Below are 21,026 nucleotides of genomic sequence, written 5' to 3' on the forward strand. Positions count from 1 at the left end.
CTATCTGCATTATACGCATATCCTCTGTAAAACTCAACGGAAACTTTCCCAGACTCCTTCGCCTATTCTTCCTTAAGTTCTACCACCGCGTAAGAATTTCCTCCTTCGTCGCACAGCTCCACTACCATCCGCTCTTCTTCCATCGCCACTTTCGGATAAATCACATCCCCTAGAACTGCCGACTTCTTGTATTCCACACGCAGTTCCTTTATCTTGCTGTCTTCCGGGATCATCTCCAATGCCATCTGAACGTACTGACAGTTATTCACATGCTCATTGGTATCAATGTGGTATCTTCGCACCGGAAACGCATCCCCTTCTTTCGTCTCTTTTGGCAGATCAATTTTCCTTGATTTATATTCCATCTCAAGAGGGGCTCCGATTCCATACGCTGCAACCTCCTCTTTTGACGGACGGCATGGCCTTCCTTTCTTAAGATCCATATACGCCCATACCGAATTGGCATAGGCAACCACCTCTCCCGTTTCATCCTGCATACAGAAGTTACGAAGACCCAGAAGCCCGCTAAACTCCGTTGCCCAGGTAGAGACTTTGATCTTTTCTCCCATCGCCGGATACCGTTTTACTTCTACCTGCCAGTAGGACAATACCCAGGCCTTCCCATAATTCGTGAAATAGTCTACCCCATATCCCAGGCTTTCAGACTGAAACGTACTGCAGTCCTGAAAATAATTAATGATTCCCGGAAGCGTCATCTGCTTGGTATGATCCACTTCGCTAAATCTTACTCTGCTGTCAAATGTATATTGATTAGTTCTTTGCACTTGCCACGTAACTCCTTTCTACCGTCATCACAAACTCATATCGGCTGTCATGCATTTTCAGCAGCCGTTTCAGAGAATCCTTGAGTTCTTCCTGTTTCTGATGGTCGTATTCAAACGGCACCACCATGTCGAAGATCAGATTGATCTGCTCTTTCCCGTCTACCATTCGGAAATCATGGATAGACACGGCCGGATCCAGCGCCGCCAGAACTTCCACTACCTGATTTTTCACTTCCAGCACGTGCTTGTCCCTGGTCTCTACCGGATCCATATGAATTACCAGGAAAATGCCAAGCTTCTTCGCCGCATCCCGCTCAATCCGGTCGATCACCTCATGGGAAACTTCGATATCCACATCATTGGGAACCTCTGCATGAATCGAAGCCATGCTTCTTCCCGGTCCGTAATTATGTACAATCAGATCGTGACTTCCAACGATCCCTTCATATTTCTCGACAAACCGGGAGATACGAACATATTCTTCCGGCGCTACCGCCTCGCCAATCAACGGCTCTAAAGTATCTCTGGCAATTCCGATTCCTGCCCACATCACAACCAATGAAACGATAATTCCCACGAATCCGTCAATATTCATTCCCGTCAGTTTCCAGAACAGAATTGACAGAATCGTAACAGAAGTAGTCGCCACATCTCCCATGGCATCCGTCGCCGTCGCCAGCATCACCTTGGAGTCGATCTTCTTCCCAAGTCTGCGGTTGAACATTCCCATCCAAAGCTTCACACCCACCGAGAGAATCAGGATGACCACCGATATCAGCTGGAACTTCATTTCTTCCGGCTCCCGAATCTTCCCAATAGAATCCTTGAAGAAAGTAAAGCCAACCTGCAGTACCAGAAACGCCACCACCAACGCGGAAATATACTCGATCCTTCCATGTCCGAAGGGATGATCTTCATCCGCCGGTTTGCTTGCCATCTTTACCCCCACAAGCCCGACTACCGAAGAGCCTGCATCCGACAGGTTGTTGAATGCATCTGCCATAACGGAAATACTGTTTAAGAAAAATCCAACTGCACATTTCACAATGAACAGCAAAACGTTACAAAAGATGCCCACCGCACTTGCCAATACGCCGTAGGCTGTGCGGACGGACACCTTCTCGATCTCCTCATAATCCTTCACAAAATGTTTCACTAAAAATTCTGTCATTTTTGATTGCCTCCATGTATCTTCTCGTCCTTCTCCTTGCCTCCGAAGAAAAACCATTTTATCTTAAAGTCTGAAGCTGCCGTTACCATCTCATATTCCTCGGCTGTCAGCGCTTCTTTCAATACTTTCTTTCCGTCTTCCTCTACCACCGCGCAGGTAGAATTCATAAAGCAGAGATTGGGATACAGTACACACCACCAGTTGCGTCCTTTCGCCTTCCCAAGCTTGATCCTTAAGGCCTCATACTCCCCTTCCGGAAACAGCACGTCTCCGTACCGCTTGTCCGGGAAGTAGCAGGTGGTGACTTCCGCTTTTGCACGGTAGGAATATCCTTCCTCTTCCAGTACCTGATTTGCTGTATCTTCGATTTTACGAAGATGGGTCTTGGCCCAGCGCTTTGTCGCTTCCGCCTTAGCGGCATCTTCTCCATCTGATAAGTCTTCCCACTCTCCCATATCCCGCTTCATATAGTCGATCACGGCATCCCGCACCTTGAGCTTCACTTCCTGATCTTTACGCCTGTCGCTGTTCCCAAGCACATGGAAACGGAAAACCTCTTCTGCAAGCGATTCCTGCGTCTTCGCCACCTTCGCCTGCACCATACGGGTTCGTTCTCCCGCCAACAATCCCGTCAGAAAAAGCGCGATTCCTACAGCTGCCGCCATGCAGATCCATTTCTTTGTATTCTTTCCTGTCTTCCTGTCTTCCATATGTATCGAACCTCCCTGTCCTGATAGAGAGATTCTTTCCAGTAACTTTAGATCTTATTCAAACCCTGTCAAATAATTTAATTCTGCTTGTTACGAATCACTGCCATAACTGCATCTACCTGATTATCAATATGACGGCTGACCATTTCTGCCGCCTGCGTCTTATTCTTTTCCTGAATAAAATGAATAATCTCTTCGTGCTCCGCAATCAGCTTCGGGTAGACACTTTCCCGCTTCAGATACTCAACCCGGTAGCGGTACATCTGCTCTCTTAGATTACTCAGCAGCTGGATCAACTTCTGATTGTCGGTTGCCATATAAATAATATCATGGAAATGAACGTCCGCTTCTGCGATCTGAGTCACATCGTTACTCTTCAAAATCTTCTTAAAATCTTCTGCTGCCTTCTTAAGTTCTTCAATCTCTGCTTCTGTAATCTTCTCACAGGCAAGCTGAACAGCCAACTCTTCTAACGCTTTCCGAACCTCCAGCACATCCCGCAGGCTCTTCTCGGTAATATCCGCCACCTCTGCGCCCTTCCTTGGGATCATCAGCACCAGTCCTTCCAGCTCCAGCTTACGGATCGCCTCCCGGATCGGCGTCCGGCTTACCCCAAGCTTATTCGCCAGCTGTATTTCCATCAACCGCTCGCCCGGTTTTAATTCCCCTTTTAAAATCGCCTGTCTCAGTGTATTGAATACCACATCCCGAAGCGGAAGATATTCATTCATACTGACATTAAAATTCGTTTCCATCGGTTATTTCCTCCTTGCATTATGTATGTTGGTCACATACACCTGCTTTGCAATTCCAGATTCCTTTATCTTCTGCGCCGCTTCTTTTGCCATCCGCTTATCGCTGTACAGCCCAAAGACCGTCGGCCCGCTGCCGCTCATCATCGCATTGAGCGCGCCATTTTCCTTCATCATTTCCTTAATCTCTTCGATAACCGGATATTCTTCCACCGTCACTCTCTCCAGTACATTTCCCATACTGGACGCAATTTTCTTAAGATCCTGTCGTTCTAATCCTTCCAGAACCCCGTCAATGTCTGGATGATTCTCTATTTCATGCGCATCCAGTTTTTCGTAAACCAGCTTTGTAGATACGCTGATAGGCGGTTTTGCCACCAGTACCGTGCAGCGCGGCATGGCCGGAAGCGGCGTTAATATCTCGCCGATTCCTTCTGCCAGAACAGTTCCCCGCATAATACAGTATGGAACGTCCGCCCCTAACTTCACGCCTCGCTCCATCAACTCTTCCTGTGATAACCCCAGCGAAAACATACGGTTGATTCCATACAGCACCGCTGCTGCATTCGAGCTTCCACCCGCCATACCTGCTGCCACCGGAATATGCTTCTCCAGCGTAATTTTAACTCCTTCTTCCACTCCAAATTCCTGCATCAGAAGATCTGCGGCACGGTACGCCAGGTTATTTTCATTCACCGGGAGATAGAATAAATTGGTGGACAATTCAATCCCCGGCTTTTCTGTCTTTTCAATTGTAATCTGATCATATAAATACAGTGTCTGCATCACCATGCGGACATCATGGTAGCCATTTTCTCTTCTCCCCAGCACATCCAGTCCCAGGTTAATCTTTCCCAGTGCTTTCAATTCCATCTTATCCATATGTTTTCTCCTTGTATCTTGTATACAGTGTACCTACAGTATACTCATATTCTCCTTAAAAATCAATATTTTCTTCCCCGCTTTTATCTCGTCTGATTCCAGTTCATTGATCTCCTTGATTCCTTCCACCGTCGTGCTGTAACGCTTTGCCAGATCCCATAGTTCGTCGCCCTCCTGTACAATATAGCCAATGATTCCCGGCCCTTTCTCCGCTTCTTCCCAGTTAAGAGACTCAAGCCGTACCTCTTTCATATTGTGCAGTATTACCGGCTTCTTCACAAAACTATGAAACGCAAGCACCGCCTTGATCTCGATCCGATCTCCCCCAAGCAGGTTCACCGACAGTTGTTCAACCGCATGGCTTACCGTGTATGTCATATCCTCCGCCGTCTCCCGGCTCTCCAGCAGATAGGAAAATGGAATCATTCCCTGCCAGGTGTCAAAAGGCACATCATCATCCGCTTTTACATAGAGGAAACTCACATGAAGCACACCTTCCATCTGAATTCCTCCTTCTACCGGCTCTGCCCGTTCCACCTGAATCCGTCCGCTGCTGTGACAGATCTGTAAAATATTATCCTTCACCTCTGGAAGCTGCAATTCTTCGGACACCTTGCACTTCGAGTGATTCTGCATCAGCAGACGGGAAAGCTCTACCTCTTCCGTCTCCACAATACAGTCTTTCCTAAGAGAGTATAGATCTGCAAGTAGACTGACCTTCTCCTCCTCATAAACGGCCACTCGTACTTCTAATGTTGCCTCAACGCCGATCATCCGCATTTCACCGTCTTCATCCATCCTTGGTTCCACATGGATATCCGTCAGTTCCTCATAGATCTGATGATACATATGATCTGCGGCTCCTTCACATTCTATACGTCCTTCATAAGGAATCGTCTGCTCTACCCAGTCAATCTTACCGTCCGGTGATTCATAGAAACAGAATAAAAGAAGCTCTCCCATTAGCTTTAATTCATCCTGCTCAAGCCGGGTGTCCAGCTTCCTTCCTGTGACCTCCGACCACAGGATTGTTCCCATATTTTCTTTCGTGCCTCCAATCGAAACAACTTCCTTGATCCGACAGGTATCTTTCTTCGCCGCTGCCAGCTTCAAAATCTCCTGTTCTTCCTTCTTTTTGTAGATCGCTTCTTCACTGTCAATATCAAGCGTAAGCTCCTGCTCCCGACTCGTCTCCCCCTGCAGAGAAATTTCTGCCAGCGCTTTGATATTTAATTTGCGGGAATGAATCATCGTCACCGTCAGTTCCACCGAGGAATGAGACAGAAAAACTCCCTCTTCCAACTGCTCTTCCCGGTAAACCATTTCCTCGAAGGGAATTCGTCCTTCCAGCGATGCCAAGCGATTTTCCACCTCATCTGTCACATACAATACCCGGAAATGAAGCTTTCCCGCCACCCGTATGTAATTTTCCACCGACTTCATTTCCTCAACCACAAGCGTTCCTTCTCCCAGCATCACTCGCTTGACATCACTTTTGGAATCTGGAACATTGTAATCATCATCCAGATAAAATTGATCCGTCACCATCTTCCCATTCTGATATGTCTGCACCTTTTTCGTTACATACTCCATGTTTTTGCCTCCCTGCTATGCATCAAATACAATCGGCTTCTCCGTATATTCCATCTGAATCACTACAAATGGATACGTCTTTTCCTTTCGTACCTTCTCTCCTCTTGGCGGTCCTAAAAGCTTAGTCTCTACCACCACTGCATCTTTCGCTTCATAACATCCGGTCACTTCCACCTGATACCCGGCAACATCACGTACCCCATATCCTCTTACCACATAGAGCTTTCCCTTATCACCATAGGTTCGTTTCATTTCCTGCTGCTTTCCATCCTCGATTTCCACCGCCAGTTCCGCAGGGATTTCTTCCGGTTTCACCACAGAAAATTCCACGTTTTGTATCTTGTCTGTATCCATTTTTTTGACGGAACATGCTGACAATACTATGGCAAAGGCAAGTACCGCCACAACCATTCGCCTCATAGCTTTTGTGCCTGCCTTTTGTTTCTCTTTACTATCATACACAGCTTTCCGCTAAAACATGACTGAAAAATCAAAGACGGAATCCCCATGGCCCCCTTACTGCAATCATAAATATAATTGCCAATCACACAAAACATGGTATAATAATTGCATTACATGCAATCCAAAACGAAGAAATATTGAGAGGGTAAAAATATGATAAGATTTATTTTGGTTATGTTGATTCTATTCCTATATCTCATCCTCGGCATCCCAGTACTTGGTGTCGAATGGCTAATCGGCAAATGTAAAAAAGAAACCAGTGATTACCAGTGCCTGCGGATGGTTCAGTGGGCATTTCGCCTGATCCTGAAGGTTGCAGGCGTAGAAGTAACCGTAGTCGGAGAGGAAAATATTCCTGATGAGCCGGTTCTTTTCATCGGAAATCATCGGAGCTACTTTGACATTCTGATTACCTATTCCCGCTGCCGCAGACGTACCGGATACGTAGCGAAGAAGGAAATGTTAGGCTATCCTCTTCTCCGCGACTGGATGAAACGGCTCTACTGCCTGTTCCTGGATCGCGAGAACCCGAAGGAAGGCTTAAAAACCATTCTCACCGCCATCGATTATATTAAGAAGGGAATCTCCATCTGTATTTTCCCGGAAGGTACCCGCAACACCGGAGAAGAATTAAGTCTCCTCCCATTCCACAGCGGTTCCTTCAAAATTGCAGACAAGACTGGCTGCGCCATTATTCCGATGAGCATGAACAACACAATATCCATCTTCGAGAAGCAGTTCCCGCGAATTAAGAAAACGCACGTCATTCTGGAGTATGGAAAGCCGATCTATCCAAATGATCTGGATAAGGAAACCAGAAAACATTTGGCCGACTACTGTCAGAATATCATTCAAGAAACGATCAATAAGAACCAGGCGCTTGTATAACGCCTGGTTCTTTCACGTTTTCTTTTCCCTTTTACATTTCTTTCGTCTAATGCTATAATGTAACGGAATATATTGACACTACACGCAGTCATCGTACTGCCATCACAAAGGAGTTTTTAAAAATTATGAACAGACAGGATCTTACTTTACTGACTGACCTGTACGAACTTACGATGATGCAGGGATATTATGAGAAAGGACAGAATGAAACGGTAATCTTCGATGTCTTCTTCCGCCAAAATCCCAACAACAACGGTTATTCTGTATGCGCCGGTCTTGACCAGGTGATTGACTATATAAAGAATCTGAATTTTACCTATGAAGATGTGGATTATCTAAGAAGTCTTGGTATTTTCAAAGAAGATTTTCTTCAATATTTAAGTGGTTTTCACTTTAGCGGAGATATCTATGCCATTCCAGAAGGTACCGTGATTTTCCCGAAGGAACCTATCTTAAAAGTCATTGCCCCAATTATGGAAGCGCAACTTGTGGAAACTGCAATTTTAAATATTTTAAATCATCAATGCTTAATTGCAACCAAAACTTCCCGCGTTGTCTTCGCCGCAAACGGAGATGGCATTATGGAATTCGGTCTTCGAAGAGCACAGGGTCCGGACGCTGGCCTTTACGGTGCTAGAGCTGCTATAATTGGAGGCTGTGTCGGAACCTCCAACGTCCTTGCCGGAAAACTGTTTGATGTTCCGGTTATGGGAACTCATGCCCACAGCTGGATTATGAGCTTCCCGGACGAGTATACTGCCTTCAAAGCATATGCTGATCTTTATCCTGACAACTGTACACTTTTGGTAGACACCTACGACACCTTGAAATCCGGTGTTCCAAATGCCATCCGAGTATTCAAGGAATATAAAGAATCGGGAAAGACATTCAAGAAATATGGAATCCGTTTGGACAGTGGTGATCTCGCCTACCTCTCCAAAAAGGCTCGCAAGATGCTTGATGATGCTGGTTTTTCAGATGCGTCTATCTGCGCTTCCAACGATTTGGACGAATATCTGCTCCATGATCTGAAGATGCAGGGAGCCGCTATTGATTCTTGGGGTGTCGGTACCAACCTAATTACCTCCAAGGATTGTCCATCTTTTGGAGGTGTCTACAAGCTTGCCGCCATCCAGAATGAGAACGGCGAATTTGTACCAAAGATTAAGATTTCCGAAAACACAGAAAAAATTACCAATCCGGGCAACAAGACGATTTACCGGATTTATGATAAAGCCACCGGAAAAATCAAGGCAGACCTCATCTGCTTTGCAGACGAAACCTTCGATGCCAGCGAAGACCTTCTGCTCTTCGATCCGAAAGACACTTGGAAAAAGACCAGACTTCCGGGCGGCTCTTATACGATGCGAGAAATCCTGGTTCCGATCTTCCGAAACGGAGAATGTATCTATAAATCTCCGTCTGTCCGGGAAATCGCAAAATACTGCGCAGAAGAAAAAAGCACTTTATGGGAAGAGACCAAACGTCTCTTCTACCCGCACAGAGTTTACGTCGATCTTTCAACGAAACTCTACAATGCGAAAAAAGATTTACTAGATCAGTTAAGCACAGAAAAATAAAGGAGATTCATCTATATGAAAATCATTGTATTAGCAGGCGGGCTCAGCCCCGAAAGAGACGTATCCTTAATTTCCGGAGCCGGTATCTGCAGAACCTTACGGGAACGGGGTCATCAGGCATTTCTGCTGGATGTATTCTTCGGTCTTCCCTATGATCCCGACCGCCTAGAAGAAGTTTTTAACCTACCGGATTCCGGTCTTTCTATTGCTGAAGGAATCAAGACAACTACACCGGATCTAGCTGCGTTAAAGGCAGCCCGACCGGATCAGTCAGACTGCTACTTAGGACCGAACGTCATAGAACTTTGCCGCATGGCAGATATTACTTTCATGGCGCTTCACGGATCTGTAGGAGAGAACGGCAAGCTTCAGGCAACCTTCGATATTCTGGGGATCAAGTATACCGGACCAAATTCTCTGGGCTGTTCCCTGTCTATGAACAAGCTGGTTGCCAAGCAGGTTTTTAAAATGTCAAGAGTTCCAACACCAAGAGGGACTTCCCTAACTGCCGCAACCAAGGATACCCCGCTTAGCGAACTGGGTTATTACCTGCCGCTTGTGATCAAGCCGTGCTCCGGCGGTTCCAGTATCGGCGTTTATATCGTTCATACTGAGGAAGAATACACCGAGGCAATCCGCCGTTCCTTTGAAGAGGATCAGCAGGATGAGGTTGTCATTGAACCGTATTTAAAAGGACGGGAATATGCCTGTGGACTCATTGCCGGAAAGGCGCTTCCACTGGTGGAAATCATTCCCAAAGACGGCATTTTTAACTATGAAAATAAATACCAGACCGGAGGCGCTACGGAACTTTGCCCTCCGCAGTCATTAGATATAAAGACACAGAAAAAAATGCAAAGAGCCGCTGAAAAAGCGTTCGCCGCACTCCGCATGGATGTGTATTCCCGCGCCGACTTTATCGTCGATGAAAGCGATGGGAAATTCTACTGTCTGGAGATGAACGGACTGCCGGGTATGACGCCTGCAAGTCTTCTTCCAAAGGCAGCAAAAGCAATTGGTATTGAATACGGGGATCTGTGTGAGATCATTATCGACCAATCTTTTAAGGCTCGTTACACACATACCCCGGGCCGCACACTTGAAGGAGGAAAATCATGAAAAACCTTACATTAAGAAATATTGCCACCGCCTGCCAGGGCACCTATCATGGAGACGAGGCTTTTCTTGACCGAGAAGTCTCCAATGTTGTAATCGACAGCCGTAAAGTAGAAAAGGATGCTCTCTTTGTGGCTATCGACGGAGAGCGCTTCAACGCACATCAATTTATCCCGGATACGATCGAGAAAGGCGCTCTTTGCGTCGTCTCCCATGAAGATCTAGGAGAGACAGATTTCCCATATATTCTGGTGGAATCCACCGGACAGGCGCTTCTTGACATTGCCAAACTTTACCGGGATTCCTTTGATATCAAAGTGGTTGGAATCACCGGAAGCGTCGGAAAAACCAGCACAAAGGAAATGATCGCTTCTGTCGTATCACAGAAGTACCGTGTACATAAAAATCAGGGGAACTTAAATAATGAATGGGGACTTCCTCTTACCATCTTCGGCATGGATGAATCTCATCAGGTTGCCGTATTAGAAATGGGCGTCAACCATTTTGGCGAAATGCGCCGACTCTCTTCTGTTTCAAGCCCTGACATCTGTGTCATCACCAATATCGGCATCGCACATCTGGAATTCTTCAAAACCAGAGAAGGAATTCTTCAGGAGAAATCCCAGATGATTCAGGATATGAAAGCCGGCGGCAGCATCCTGTTAAACGGAGACGATGACCTTCTCTCCCAGATGGGACCGGTCAAGGGTGTGACCCCTTCCTTCTTCGGTCTTGGAGAAAATTGCGCATTCCGTGCCGAAAACATCAAAACCATGGGACTTGCAGGAACTTCCTGCACCATCTCCTTGCCGGACGGAAGCTCTTTTGACTGTGTCATCCCGCTTCCGGGGGCACATATGGTTTCCAATGCACTGGCCGGAGCAGCCGTTGGATACTCTCTTGGTCTAACGCCTGAAGAAATCAAGGCTGGTATCGAAAATCTTCCGTCTATGCCGGGACGCAACAATATTATCAAAACTGACCGAATCATCATTCTGGACGATTGCTACAACGCAAACCCAATTTCTATGAAGGCGGCTATCGACGTTCTTGATATGGCCGTCGGACGCAAGGTTGCCATTCTTGGAAACATGGGTGAACTGGGAGATAATGCACAAGAGCTTCACCGGGAAGTCGGCGAATATGCAGCCGCTCATAACATCGACCTTGTCTGCGGAATCAGCGGCTTTGCCAAGGATCTTGCAGAAGCAGCAGGAAAAGGCGCTTCTACCGAAGCTCTTTGGTTTGAGACAAAAGCAGATTTTCTCGCTGCCATGAACCACATCATCAAGGATGGCGACAACGTGTTAGTAAAGGCTTCTCATGGCGTAGCATTATCTGAAGTCGTAGAAGAACTGGCAAAATTCTAATTTGGCATGAGGAGGCACTTATATGGATTATCAGATTCTTACACTGGATCTTGATGGTACCCTTACCAATTCAAAAAAAGAAATCACCAAACCAACGCTGGACGCTCTGATCGAGATCCAGGAAGACGGCAAAAAAGTAGTGCTTGCAAGCGGACGCCCAACACAGGGCGTCCTTCCACTTGCGAAACAACTTCAGCTGGAAAAATACGGAAGTTACATTCTCTCTTTTAACGGAGGACGGATCACCGACTGTCGCACCGGGAATATCATTTATAACAAAACACTTCCCGATGACTGCAAAGCACCTCTCTATGAGATCGTATCTCGTTATAAAGATCGCGGCATTGATATCATTGCCTATGCGCAAGATACCCTGATCTCCGGGATCTGCCCAAATCAGTACACGAAGCTTGAATCCCGGATCAATCATACACCGATCGTCACTTCCGAAGATTTTCTATCGGACGTTACCGGACCACAGAATAAATTCCTGGTAACCGGAGATCCTGAAGTAATTGAAGAGATAGGAGAGGTCGTGAACCGTCACTTCCGCACCTATCTCTATGCATACTGCTCCGATCCGTTTTTCCTGGAGATTATGCCGCCTGGTATCGACAAAGCCCATTCTCTTTTGAAGCTTCTAACGAGCATCGGGCTTTCCGCCGATCAGATGATCTGCTGTGGAGACGGGTATAACGATCTGACGATGATTGAGACAGCAGGACTTGGCGTTGCCATGGCAAATGCGCAGCCGGCAGTATTAGAAAAGGCGGACTATATCACGAAGTCAAATGATGAAGACGGGGTTCTTCATGTGATCAATGAATTTATGAGGTAAATGCTTATGGAGAAACAAATTATCCGAAATACAAAATCGCACTTTTCGCAGCTGGGACTGATGTTCTTCCTGGGCACACTGATTATCGTAAGCGTCCAGACCGGAGTATCTGTAATGGTCAGCATTCTGTTCCCTGATATTTTGGGAAATGCAGATCTGTCCCTGATCGTCGGCACCGGATCCATGTATCTGATCGGCATGCCGCTTCTGGTACTGCTGGTGCGAATGGTTCCCGCTGTTCCGATTCCGCGAAAGAGCATGAAGGTTCCTCAGCTTTTATCTGCTTTTTGTATCTCTTACGCACTGATGTATTTCTCGAACCTGATAGGACAATTTATGACGACCTTCATTGGGTTCTTAAAGGGAGACAGCGTCGCTAATCCGATTCAGGACATCGTAACAGAACTACACCTGGGAACTGCTATTTTGTTTACCGTGATCTGTGCTCCGATTATTGAAGAATTCATTTTCCGGAAATTAATTATCGACCGTACTTCCGTAAAATACGGCGAACTGTCAGGAATCCTGCTGTCCGCCTTCTTCTTCGCACTGTTCCACGGCAACTTAAACCAGTTCGTATACGCCTTTACCCTGGGACTTCTATTTGGCTTTGTTTACGCCAAAACCGGAATGCTCAGGTACAGTGTTCTTCTTCATATGGGAATTAATTTCATGGGAAGCGTCCCCGGACTTTTGATGCTTAGATCCGACGTATTTCAGGCAATCGAGCAGTCGGCTTCTGATTCTGCGGCATTGATTGATATCATCGTCACACATCCCTTCCAGATGATTCTTATTGGAATCTACATGGCTCTGGTGATGGGGCTTGTGATCGGAGGAATCGTCTTGTTCATCTTAAGCTTTAAGAAGTTCCGCTGCCGTCCCGGAATCATCGCACTGCCCAAAGATAAGTTGTTACTGGCAATGCTTTTCAATGTGGGGACAATTCTGTACATCGGATTCTGGGCAATTCAAATTATCCTGCAGTTATTTGCCTGATTGCAGACAAAGGAGGAAGTGATCTGCTATGAAAAAAGATTTTTACTATCCCTCTTCTGATGGGATTACGACAATTCATGGAATCGAATGGATTCCTGAAAAAGATGTCCACGCTGTTCTTCAGATCAGCCACGGTATGGTAGAATTTATTGACCGATACGATCGTTTTGCCAGCCTCTTAAATGCGCATGGCATCTATGTCGTTGGAAACGATCATTTAGGGCACGGCGAGTCTGTTACGTGTGATGATCGACACGGATACTTTGCCCACCCAAACGGAAATGAATGTGTCATCAAAGACATTGACCGTCTTCGGAAAATAACAGAGAAGAAATATCCGGAACTTCCTTATTTTATGCTTGGCCACAGTATGGGTTCCTTCCTGATCCGCCAGTATATGATGCTGCACGGCGAAGGACTCCAGGGCGTCATCGTCATGGGAACCGGAACACAGCCCGCTGTAAAACTCTTTTTTGCCAAACTGACCTGCCGCATTCTGGCGCTGTTCAAAGGATGGAATTATCGAAGCAAATTCGTTGACAATATGGCGTTTGCTTCTTATAACAAACGATTTGAACCAGCCCGTACTCCACAGGACTGGCTTACGAAGGACGAGGCAATTGTCGATTCCTACCGTGCACATCCGTTCTGTACCTTTATCTTTACACTAAACGGGTACTATCAGATGTCTCGCGGTATCTCTTATGTACATAAACCAAAAAACATCCAGAAAATTCCTTCGGCACTTCCGATTTTGCTGGTGTCCGGAGCCGATGATCCGGTTGGTGATTTTGGCAAGGGGATCCAAAAAGCTTACGATGCATTCTGCCAAAGCGGAATCAAAGATGTGCAGATGAAACTCTACGAAAATGACCGCCATGAAATTTTAAATGAAACGGATTATATGACAGTCTACGAAGATATTTGGACATGGATAAAGGGGAAGCTTTCCTAAGCTTCCCCTTTCTTCGCGCTTTATACCATTCTCTTTTTCGCTCTTTCCTTCGCTCTTTATGCCGCCTTTTGGTGCACTCTCCTACGTACAAAGTAAAAACAGATCACCTGCATGATAATCGTCAGAATCCAGGATGCCGGATAAGAGATAAACAGTACATCCAGAGAACGATGCGCCGGGAATATCCATCCAATCCATACAATCCGAAGTCCGACCGTACCGATCACAGAGATAATCATTGGCACCAGAGAATATCCCATTCCTCGCATGGATCCTGGGAACAGATCCATCAGTCCACACAGGAAATAGGTTACTGTCGTATACAGGAGGATCTCCATTCCGCACTGAATCACCTCTGCATCTGAGGTGTAGATTCCGAGGAGCTGATGTCCAAATAAATATGCGCCCCCTCCTAATACCAGCATCACCCCCGTCGTAAGGATCACACAATCCACAAGCACCCGGTCCATCCTTTTCCATTTACCCACTCCGTAGTTCTGGCTGGTAAAACTCATACATGCCTGAGAAACAGAATTGACGGATGCATATAAGAACCCCAGAATATTATTTGCCGCCGTATAACCTGCCATTGCCACCGAGCCGAAGGAATTAACGGAGGATTGAAGAAGAACATTGGAGAAATTAATGACCATACTCTGGATCCCCGCCGGAATTCCTATCTGGAAAATCTGCTTCAAATGGTTCTTCTGAATCTTCAATTTGGATACTCTCAGCTGATAACTGCCCTCTGCCCGCCACAGGCACCGAAGCACCAGCGCACTGGACACCAGCTGGGAAATCACGGTTCCAATCGCGACTCCAGCCACACCGAGATGGAATACAATCACAAGAAGAAGATTCAAACATACATTGATCCCTCCTGCGATAATCAGGAACAAAAGCGGCCGCTTGGTATCTCCAATCGCCCGTAAAATGGCTGCTCCATAATTATAAAGCATGAAAAATGGCATTCCCATAAAATAAATCTTCATATAAAGCGCCGATAACTCAATGACGTCTCCTGGTGTCCCCATCAAAACTAACGCTCCCCTGGAACAAAAAAAACCCACAAACACCATCAAAATTCCACTGACCAGGGCAAATGTAACCGCTGTATGTACAACTTCCGACATTTCCTTCTCTTTTTTCGCCGCATAGAACCGGGCTGCCAGCACATTAGCTCCCATGGAGATCCCTATAAAGAGATTCACGAACATATTGAGCAGCGCCGTGGTAGACCCCACAGCTGCCAGCGCCTGTCTTCCTGTGAAGCGCCCCACCACAACGATATCCACTGCATTAAACAGAAGCTGAAGAATTCCCGACAACATCAGAGGTAGGGAAAAAGAGATCAGCTTATCCATAATGGAACCGTTGCACATATCAATTTCGTATTTATTTTTCTTTACTGCTGCATTCACTTTTATCATCCCTCTTCCATTCTTTCCTGTTATCATTGTATACTCTGCACCGCAGTTTCGCAAATCATTTTCTTCCCGAACGGGAAAACACCCCAGACAGGGATCATTTCCTGTCTGGGGTGTCTTTCTTATGATATACCTTCGCTTCTAAGCTTTCGGTATTATCTTCCCACTCTTCTTCTCTTCCATGCCATGAGAAGCAGGGCTGCTGCCATCAGAAGTCCAACTGCCGGAAGAACCATATTTGCCTGGTCTCCTGTCTTAGCAGCTGCATCTGTCTTGTTTCCAGTCTGACTGCCGGATGGTTTCTGTGGCTTGTTCGGCTTCTGCGGATTCTGTGGATCCGTTGTCTGCTTCTTCTCTACCGTCACTTCAAATTCAGCTGTCTTTCCGCCGTAAGTGATGGTGATCGTCTGCTTGCCAACTTTGTTAGCATCGTATCCGCTTACCGTATATCCGCCTTCTCCATATGGAATTTCTTTGGTTGTTCCATCACTGTATACCGCTGTTACAACAAAGCCTGTTAAGTCAAGCTTTTCACCCTGCTGATACTTCGTCTTCGCATCTCCTCCGAGAACGATCTTATCCAGTGTTGGAAGCTGCTGTTCTGCCTCTTTCACGGTTACTGTAAATTCAGCAGATACTCCTTCATAGGTTACGGTCACGGTCTGCTCTCCAACTGCATTTGCATCGTATCCGCTTACCGTGTATCCACCTTCTCCATATGGGATCTCTGTTCTGGTTCCATCGCTGTATACTGCTGTTACAACAAGGCCTGTTAAGTCAAGCTGTTCGCCCTGAACATATTCAACCTTTGTCGGTCCTGCAAGCTCAAGACTTTCCAGCGTCGGTGCCGGCTGTTCTGCCACTGTTACGGTTACGGTATAATCTGCGCTGACAGATACGTCTCCGCTTGTTGCGGTCACTGTGATAACTGCCGTACCTTCTTTCAGACCGTTCAGTTTTACAGTCGCTGCGTCTGCACCTTCTGCGATCTCAACTGCATCGCCTTCTTTGATGCTCCATGCGTAGGCTGGATTTTCCATTCCTGAAGCTTCTGCTGTCAGAGAAAGGCTCTCGCCAACTTTCACTTCCTGTTCTCCGCTGATGGTTACTTCCGCGCCGGCTGCTTCGCCAACTGCGTTCGTCCAAATCAGCATCTGTGTACAGGAGTTCTGTCCCTGTACGCCGTCGTCACCGCGGTTATTCCATGCATAGTATGGAATTGCCTGCAGTTTCGCATCTTTCATGGTTCCGCCGTCATTGTACTGTACGTCACCATTGATCTCTACAACACCGTTCAGAAGATCTTTATTGTATGTAGCGGTCAGTTTCGCATCTCTTGGAATTACAAGATTTAATGGTTTGAAGTTTGCAATTCCTTCATTCAGCTGTTTATTTCCTGCTGTCTCCATACAGTATACGACAGGACCTCTCTCTAATGCGATTCTTCCTGCGTTTGTTGTGACATTCGGATCTGCCTCTGTCATTCTGATTTCCATTGGCATGTCAATCTTAACAACGTCGCCGGCTTTCCATGTACGGGTAATTGCAACATATCCATTTTCTGCTTCTTCTTTTACTGCTTCGCCGTTCACTTCGATCTTAACATCTTTGTTTTTCTGTTCCTGTGTCCAGCCTGGGATACGAATATTCATCGTGAATTTCTTATCTTTTGCCGGATCAACGGTCATCTTCACAGCGCCGTCCCATGGGTACTCTGTCTTCTGAGTCAGTTCTACGTTCGTTCCGTCTACGTTAATGTTTCCGTCACTTCCAATATACAGGTTCACAAACAGATCATCTCCGTGTACGGTATACATGTACTCACTTAATTTTGCAATGGTACGCATTAAGTTCGGAGGACAGCATGCACATGCAAACCAGTCAGAGCGTCCCTGTCTGTTGCCGACTTCCAATCTTGTGTCATAGTAGAACTTATCTCCGCTTAAGTTGGTTCCAACCAGGATCGCATTGTAAAGTGTTCTCTCTACTACGTCTGCATACTTCGCATCCTCATGGATCAGATTCATTCTCTGGTTCCAGTTTGCAAGTGCGATAGATGCACAGATCTCACAATAAGAATCGTTGTTTGGAAGTTCATAGTCGCCACCAAAGTCTTCTCCATGGCTTCTAACTCCGATACCACCTGTGATATAGGTCTTTCTGTTCTTTACAGAATCCCAGATATTATCCATGGTATTCAGGTAAGCATCTCTGTCAGCATCGCCTTCCGGAAGAAGTGTTGCAATGTCAGTAACACCAGCGTAGAAATAGCATGCACGTACAGCATGTCCCACACCATTTACCTCTTCCTTAATTGGTGTTGCATCCTGAGAATATTCTCCTCCCCAGTAACCACTTTCACGTAAGCCGCTGCCCTCACCTCTTCGGTCGATCAGCGTCTTTACTGTATCAATATACTTCTGACCAGTTCCTTCACCCTCATATTCTTCTACCAGTTTTGCAAACTTCACAAGGGCGAGTTCCACCTCTTCATGTCCCGGAACCTCGTGACGAGTTCCTTCTGGTCCAAAGAGAGATACGATTTCATCTGCAAAACGTTTTCCAACTACATAAAGACTGTAGTCAGGATCGCCGATACCTTCTCTGTAACGGGTATATGCAACAACCGATTCAAAGAAGTGACCTGCATTATACATCTCATGGTTGGAGAAATCTCTCCATCTGTGTGTTCCGGCAGAACTTCCGCCAGCGTGTGCGGTACTTCTTAACGTAAAGTGGGTATCAATATATCCATCTGCGTACTGCACCTGCTCAATCAGAGGAATCCACTCTGCCAGTTTCTTTTCCAGCACTTCTTTCTGTGCTACCATTTCCGGATCATCGTCATTCTGAATTACAGACAATGTATAGGAAATCGCTTCAATACTCTTGTAAATATCAGAATCCTGGAATACGAATCCCTGGAACTCGTCATAAGGCTCACCATTTAACTTCTTGATCGCATTCTTGAAGTTTGGCTCTCCGCCGGATGGCTGCTCGATCTGAGCGATTGCCTTGTTCAGAGAATTTACTGCATTTACTTTCTGTTTTGGATTCCAGAAATTATCCTCAAGCTGTACATTCTCAAAGGTAACGGTATTGTTCGCAACCGGTGCAACAACCGGCTTGTTAACGGTAACCTTTGCAACCGCGTCAAATTCATCTCCGCCAGCAGTCACTTTACCTTTTACCTCAAATGTCTTGCCAACCTGATCTTTTGCATATAATTTCTTATCTACTTCTTCCCATTTAACCGGGACTAATTTAGAATTAAATTCTTCTGCGAAGTCATGGCCTGTTGGTCCGACATACTTTGGTGTCGGATCGTCGAATGCAATTCCGTTAGCGACTACCATCTTCGGAAGAATCGGAGCTGTGCCTGCTTCTGTAGCTGTCACATATTCGTCGATGCTCTCAATTCCGTCAACCTTGATATCCATGCTTGCAGTTCTTTTCACTGTCTTGTCATTTTCTTTACGAGAGAGTGTCAGATTCAGCTTTCCATATCCACTTTCGTTTGCTTTGATCGTAACTTCTTTCTGATCATCTGCACCTTCGAGGGACATAAACTCGCTGCCCTCTGCCAGTTCCCACTTATAGCTCATTCCTTCTAATCCGGTCGGAAGGCTCTCTGCTGTAAATACGCCCTTCTCGCCCTTCATAATGCGGTCTTTACCGGTAATCTGTGCGGAAACCATTTCATTCCACTCTGCGGTCATCTCTTCACCAAAGACTTCCCATTCACCGATACCGATACCATTTGCTCCACGTCCGTTACGGTCAATATTCAGACGAATCTGCGTCGTCTTCACCGGTGTATCGAACGTCACCTGATTCCAGTAACGGTTGTTTCCATTTAAGTAACTTCCCGGCTGGTTGGAAGCCTGATCTGCACTTCCGTATTTCACACCAACGGAAGAAACATTTGCGCCAGTCTCATCTGTCATAGCCGTAATCTTCTGCCAAGAACTGGTCTCATGGTCGTAATATTCGACTTCACAGCTCTTCGGGAAGCTGACTCCACCGTTGGAATTAACCGGAGCTGTATCCGCCCAGTACATAACTCTCATGCCGTTTAATTCATAAGGAGCGTCCCAGGTAAGCGCTACGGTCGTTGGGTAGGTGCTACTGTTCCAGGTATTCCAGGAAGATCCTGCACCGTCAGCTAAAGAACCATTGTTTACATTGGTTACAGGTGTGTTCTGTGCATTTGCAGAAGCAGCTGCCTCTGGAGCCACATTTTCTCCCAATGTAACGGCTGCCTTTGTTCCATACACTTCGATCTCACCGATTCCAACGCCTTCAGAAGCGCTCTTACTTCCAACCAGCAGACGAAGCTTATTCGTCTTTACATTCTCGTTTAAAGAAACGCCGTTCCAGTAACGATTGTTCTCACCTGTATAGTCAGCTTCATTCTCGCCCGGCTTGCCTTCGTTTCCGAACTTCACGCCGATGGACTTTACATTTGCTCCCGTCTCATCCACCATATCTGTCACATCAGCCCAGTCTTTAGAACGGGTATTGTAATACTGTAATTTACAGTCGGATGGGAACTTAACAGCATCATTGTCAGACCACCACATCACTCTCATACTGGAGACATTATATTCAGCTTCTCCCCAGTCCAGGTTGACCTTCACCGGATACTCCTCTTTAGAAGCCCCTGCACTGTTCCATGTTGTGTTCTGATCGTTTCCTGCTAATTTGCCATCTACCGTTACGGATGCTGCTGTCTCTGCCAGATCCTTGTTCGTGTAAGAAGCAGTCACCTTAGACTCTGGAGCTACATTGGTACCTGATGCAATTGTTTCATATCCAAATACTTCCCACTCACTGATACCAACACCGTTGCTGCCGCTTCCGTTACGTTCAATCTTCATCTGAAGTTCTTTTGTCGTAATCGGCTCTGCAAATTTTACATAGTTCCAATACTTGTTGTTTCCGTTGATTCCGTTGTTGGAGCTGGAATCATACACAACGCCCACTTCATCAGAAGGGTCGCCTTTTTCATTCACCATTCCGGTGATTCTCTGCGGATTTCCCTCCGCGTCTACATAGTGTACTTCACATCTCTTCGGGAATGTTACGTTTGCACTTGACTGAAGTTCAGCATTGTCTGCCCACCAGATCACACGCATTCCTGTGATTACCTGCTCTGCATTCCAGGTAAGAGATGTAGTTAATGGGTACGTGTCGTCATTTCCGCCCCAGCTGTTCCAGCTGGTATAAGGGTCTGACGTAGCAAGTTCCCCGTCATTCATGGACGCCGGAGTGATGCTCCACACATTCGTGTAGGATGCATCCGCCGTCGCTTTTGGAGCAATGTTCGTGCCAAGTTCTTCGTCAGAAAGTACTGCGGCTGATTTTACCCCTGCTTCTTCGCTGTCCTCTGGCGCCGCGCCAACCGGGGTGACTGTCGTCATCGTCAGTATCATCGCAGCGCTCAAGAGTCCTGCTAGAAATCTTCTTTTCATTTCTCCTTCCTCCTCATAGTTAGT

General features: G+C 46.4%; 16 protein-coding genes. 7 read left to right on the plus strand and 9 right to left on the minus strand.

Going from position 1 to position 21,026, the window contains the following annotated elements; all coding sequences use genetic code 11:
* Positions 1-62: 62 nt before the first annotated feature.
* The 7 genes from WKT00_RS10595 to WKT00_RS10625 all read right to left on the minus strand — a co-directional run bounded on the left by WKT00_RS10595 (position 63) and on the right by WKT00_RS10625 (position 6,313).
* A complete protein-coding gene (locus WKT00_RS10595) occupies positions 63-785 on the minus strand; it encodes an acyl-[acyl-carrier-protein] thioesterase (protein ID WP_101695929.1) in 723 nt (240 codons plus the stop codon).
* Entirely contained in the window at positions 772-1,956 is a 1,185-nt protein-coding gene (locus tag WKT00_RS10600) for a cation diffusion facilitator family transporter (RefSeq protein ID WP_340263567.1), read from the minus strand. The genes WKT00_RS10595 and WKT00_RS10600 overlap by 14 nt, the downstream gene beginning before the upstream one ends.
* Complete coding sequence (spoIIR, locus tag WKT00_RS10605) at positions 1,953-2,666, minus strand: stage II sporulation protein R (protein ID WP_340263569.1); 714 nt, start codon at positions 2,664-2,666, stop codon at positions 1,953-1,955. Before spoIIR ends, WKT00_RS10600 begins: the two co-directional genes overlap by 4 nt.
* Before the next feature lie 77 nt (positions 2,667-2,743).
* Positions 2,744-3,421, minus strand: a complete 678-nt coding sequence (locus WKT00_RS10610; protein WP_101695926.1) for a GntR family transcriptional regulator — start codon at positions 3,419-3,421, stop codon at positions 2,744-2,746.
* Between the two features lie 3 nt (positions 3,422-3,424).
* A complete protein-coding gene (gene ispE, locus WKT00_RS10615) occupies positions 3,425-4,300 on the minus strand; it encodes a 4-(cytidine 5'-diphospho)-2-C-methyl-D-erythritol kinase (protein ID WP_101695925.1) in 876 nt (291 codons plus the stop codon).
* A gap of 33 nt (positions 4,301-4,333) precedes the next feature.
* Positions 4,334-5,893 carry a DUF3794 and LysM peptidoglycan-binding domain-containing protein gene (locus tag WKT00_RS10620; protein WP_340263572.1) on the minus strand — a complete coding sequence of 520 codons (1,560 nt, stop codon included), beginning with the start codon at positions 5,891-5,893 and terminating at the stop codon, positions 4,334-4,336.
* A 15-nt stretch (positions 5,894-5,908) separates the two neighbouring features.
* Positions 5,909-6,313 (minus strand): protease complex subunit PrcB family protein, encoded by a 405-nt coding sequence (locus WKT00_RS10625; protein WP_340263573.1) that lies wholly within the window; start codon positions 6,311-6,313, stop codon positions 5,909-5,911.
* 195 nt (positions 6,314-6,508) lie between these two features.
* Between WKT00_RS10625 and WKT00_RS10630 the strand changes: the two genes are divergently transcribed.
* From WKT00_RS10630 to WKT00_RS10660, 7 genes are all read left to right on the plus strand, one after another.
* The gene (locus tag WKT00_RS10630; RefSeq protein WP_340263575.1) at positions 6,509-7,243 is read left to right on the plus strand and encodes a lysophospholipid acyltransferase family protein; all 735 of its coding nucleotides are present in this window, start codon (positions 6,509-6,511) and stop codon (positions 7,241-7,243) included.
* A 125-nt stretch (positions 7,244-7,368) separates the two neighbouring features.
* Positions 7,369-8,823, plus strand: coding sequence for a nicotinate phosphoribosyltransferase (locus WKT00_RS10635; protein ID WP_340263577.1), 1,455 nt, complete (start codon positions 7,369-7,371; stop codon positions 8,821-8,823).
* Positions 8,824-8,838: 15 nt separating this feature from the next.
* Positions 8,839-9,942, plus strand: a complete 1,104-nt coding sequence (locus WKT00_RS10640) for a D-alanine--D-alanine ligase family protein (protein ID WP_340263579.1) — start codon at positions 8,839-8,841, stop codon at positions 9,940-9,942.
* Positions 9,939-11,309 (plus strand): UDP-N-acetylmuramoyl-tripeptide--D-alanyl-D-alanine ligase, encoded by a 1,371-nt coding sequence (locus tag WKT00_RS10645; RefSeq protein WP_340263581.1) that lies wholly within the window; start codon positions 9,939-9,941, stop codon positions 11,307-11,309. Before WKT00_RS10640 ends, WKT00_RS10645 begins: the two co-directional genes overlap by 4 nt.
* 22 nt (positions 11,310-11,331) lie before the next feature.
* Positions 11,332-12,147: a Cof-type HAD-IIB family hydrolase gene (locus WKT00_RS10650; RefSeq protein ID WP_101695918.1), complete on the plus strand. Its 816-nt coding sequence runs from the start codon at positions 11,332-11,334 to the stop codon at positions 12,145-12,147.
* 6 nt (positions 12,148-12,153) lie between these two features.
* The gene (locus WKT00_RS10655) at positions 12,154-13,146 is read left to right on the plus strand and encodes a CPBP family intramembrane glutamic endopeptidase (protein WP_340263583.1); all 993 of its coding nucleotides are present in this window, start codon (positions 12,154-12,156) and stop codon (positions 13,144-13,146) included.
* Between the two features lie 28 nt (positions 13,147-13,174).
* A complete protein-coding gene (locus WKT00_RS10660) occupies positions 13,175-14,101 on the plus strand; it encodes an alpha/beta fold hydrolase (RefSeq protein WP_340263585.1) in 927 nt (308 codons plus the stop codon).
* Between the two features lie 56 nt (positions 14,102-14,157).
* On the opposite strand, the gene WKT00_RS10665 is transcribed toward WKT00_RS10660, so the two are convergent.
* Both WKT00_RS10665 and WKT00_RS10670 read right to left on the minus strand, forming a co-directional pair.
* Entirely contained in the window at positions 14,158-15,531 is a 1,374-nt protein-coding gene (locus tag WKT00_RS10665; RefSeq protein ID WP_340263674.1) for an MATE family efflux transporter, read from the minus strand.
* A 152-nt stretch (positions 15,532-15,683) separates the two neighbouring features.
* The gene (locus tag WKT00_RS10670; protein WP_340263586.1) at positions 15,684-21,002 is read right to left on the minus strand and encodes a beta-L-arabinofuranosidase domain-containing protein; all 5,319 of its coding nucleotides are present in this window, start codon (positions 21,000-21,002) and stop codon (positions 15,684-15,686) included.
* Positions 21,003-21,026: the final 24 nt, after the last annotated feature.

Origin of the sequence: Dorea sp. ICN-14282 (assembly GCF_037890115.1) — a bacterium.
Lineage (GTDB): Bacteria > Bacillota > Clostridia > Lachnospirales > Lachnospiraceae > Dorea_B > Dorea_B phocaeensis.

Excerpts from the sequence above, each read along its gene's own strand:
- WKT00_RS10600 (WP_340263567.1), bottom strand. The coding sequence starts at position 1,956 with ATGACAGAATTTTTAGTGAAACATTTTGTGAAGGATTATGAGGAGATC.
- spoIIR (WP_340263569.1), bottom strand. The coding sequence starts at position 2,666 with ATGGAAGACAGGAAGACAGGAAAGAATACAAAGAAATGGATCTGCATG.
- WKT00_RS10610 (WP_101695926.1), bottom strand. The coding sequence starts at position 3,421 with ATGGAAACGAATTTTAATGTCAGTATGAATGAATATCTTCCGCTTCGG.
- ispE (WP_101695925.1), bottom strand. The coding sequence starts at position 4,300 with ATGGATAAGATGGAATTGAAAGCACTGGGAAAGATTAACCTGGGACTG.
- WKT00_RS10620 (WP_340263572.1), bottom strand. The coding sequence starts at position 5,893 with ATGGAGTATGTAACGAAAAAGGTGCAGACATATCAGAATGGGAAGATG.
- WKT00_RS10625 (WP_340263573.1), bottom strand. The coding sequence starts at position 6,313 with ATGAGGCGAATGGTTGTGGCGGTACTTGCCTTTGCCATAGTATTGTCA.
- WKT00_RS10630 (WP_340263575.1), top strand. The coding sequence starts at position 6,509 with ATGATAAGATTTATTTTGGTTATGTTGATTCTATTCCTATATCTCATC.
- WKT00_RS10635 (WP_340263577.1), top strand. The coding sequence starts at position 7,369 with ATGAACAGACAGGATCTTACTTTACTGACTGACCTGTACGAACTTACG.
- WKT00_RS10640 (WP_340263579.1), top strand. The coding sequence starts at position 8,839 with ATGAAAATCATTGTATTAGCAGGCGGGCTCAGCCCCGAAAGAGACGTA.
- WKT00_RS10645 (WP_340263581.1), top strand. The coding sequence starts at position 9,939 with ATGAAAAACCTTACATTAAGAAATATTGCCACCGCCTGCCAGGGCACC.
- WKT00_RS10650 (WP_101695918.1), top strand. The coding sequence starts at position 11,332 with ATGGATTATCAGATTCTTACACTGGATCTTGATGGTACCCTTACCAAT.
- WKT00_RS10655 (WP_340263583.1), top strand. The coding sequence starts at position 12,154 with ATGGAGAAACAAATTATCCGAAATACAAAATCGCACTTTTCGCAGCTG.
- WKT00_RS10660 (WP_340263585.1), top strand. The coding sequence starts at position 13,175 with ATGAAAAAAGATTTTTACTATCCCTCTTCTGATGGGATTACGACAATT.
- WKT00_RS10665 (WP_340263674.1), bottom strand. The coding sequence starts at position 15,531 with ATGATAAAAGTGAATGCAGCAGTAAAGAAAAATAAATACGAAATTGAT.
- WKT00_RS10670 (WP_340263586.1), bottom strand. The coding sequence starts at position 21,002 with ATGAAAAGAAGATTTCTAGCAGGACTCTTGAGCGCTGCGATGATACTG.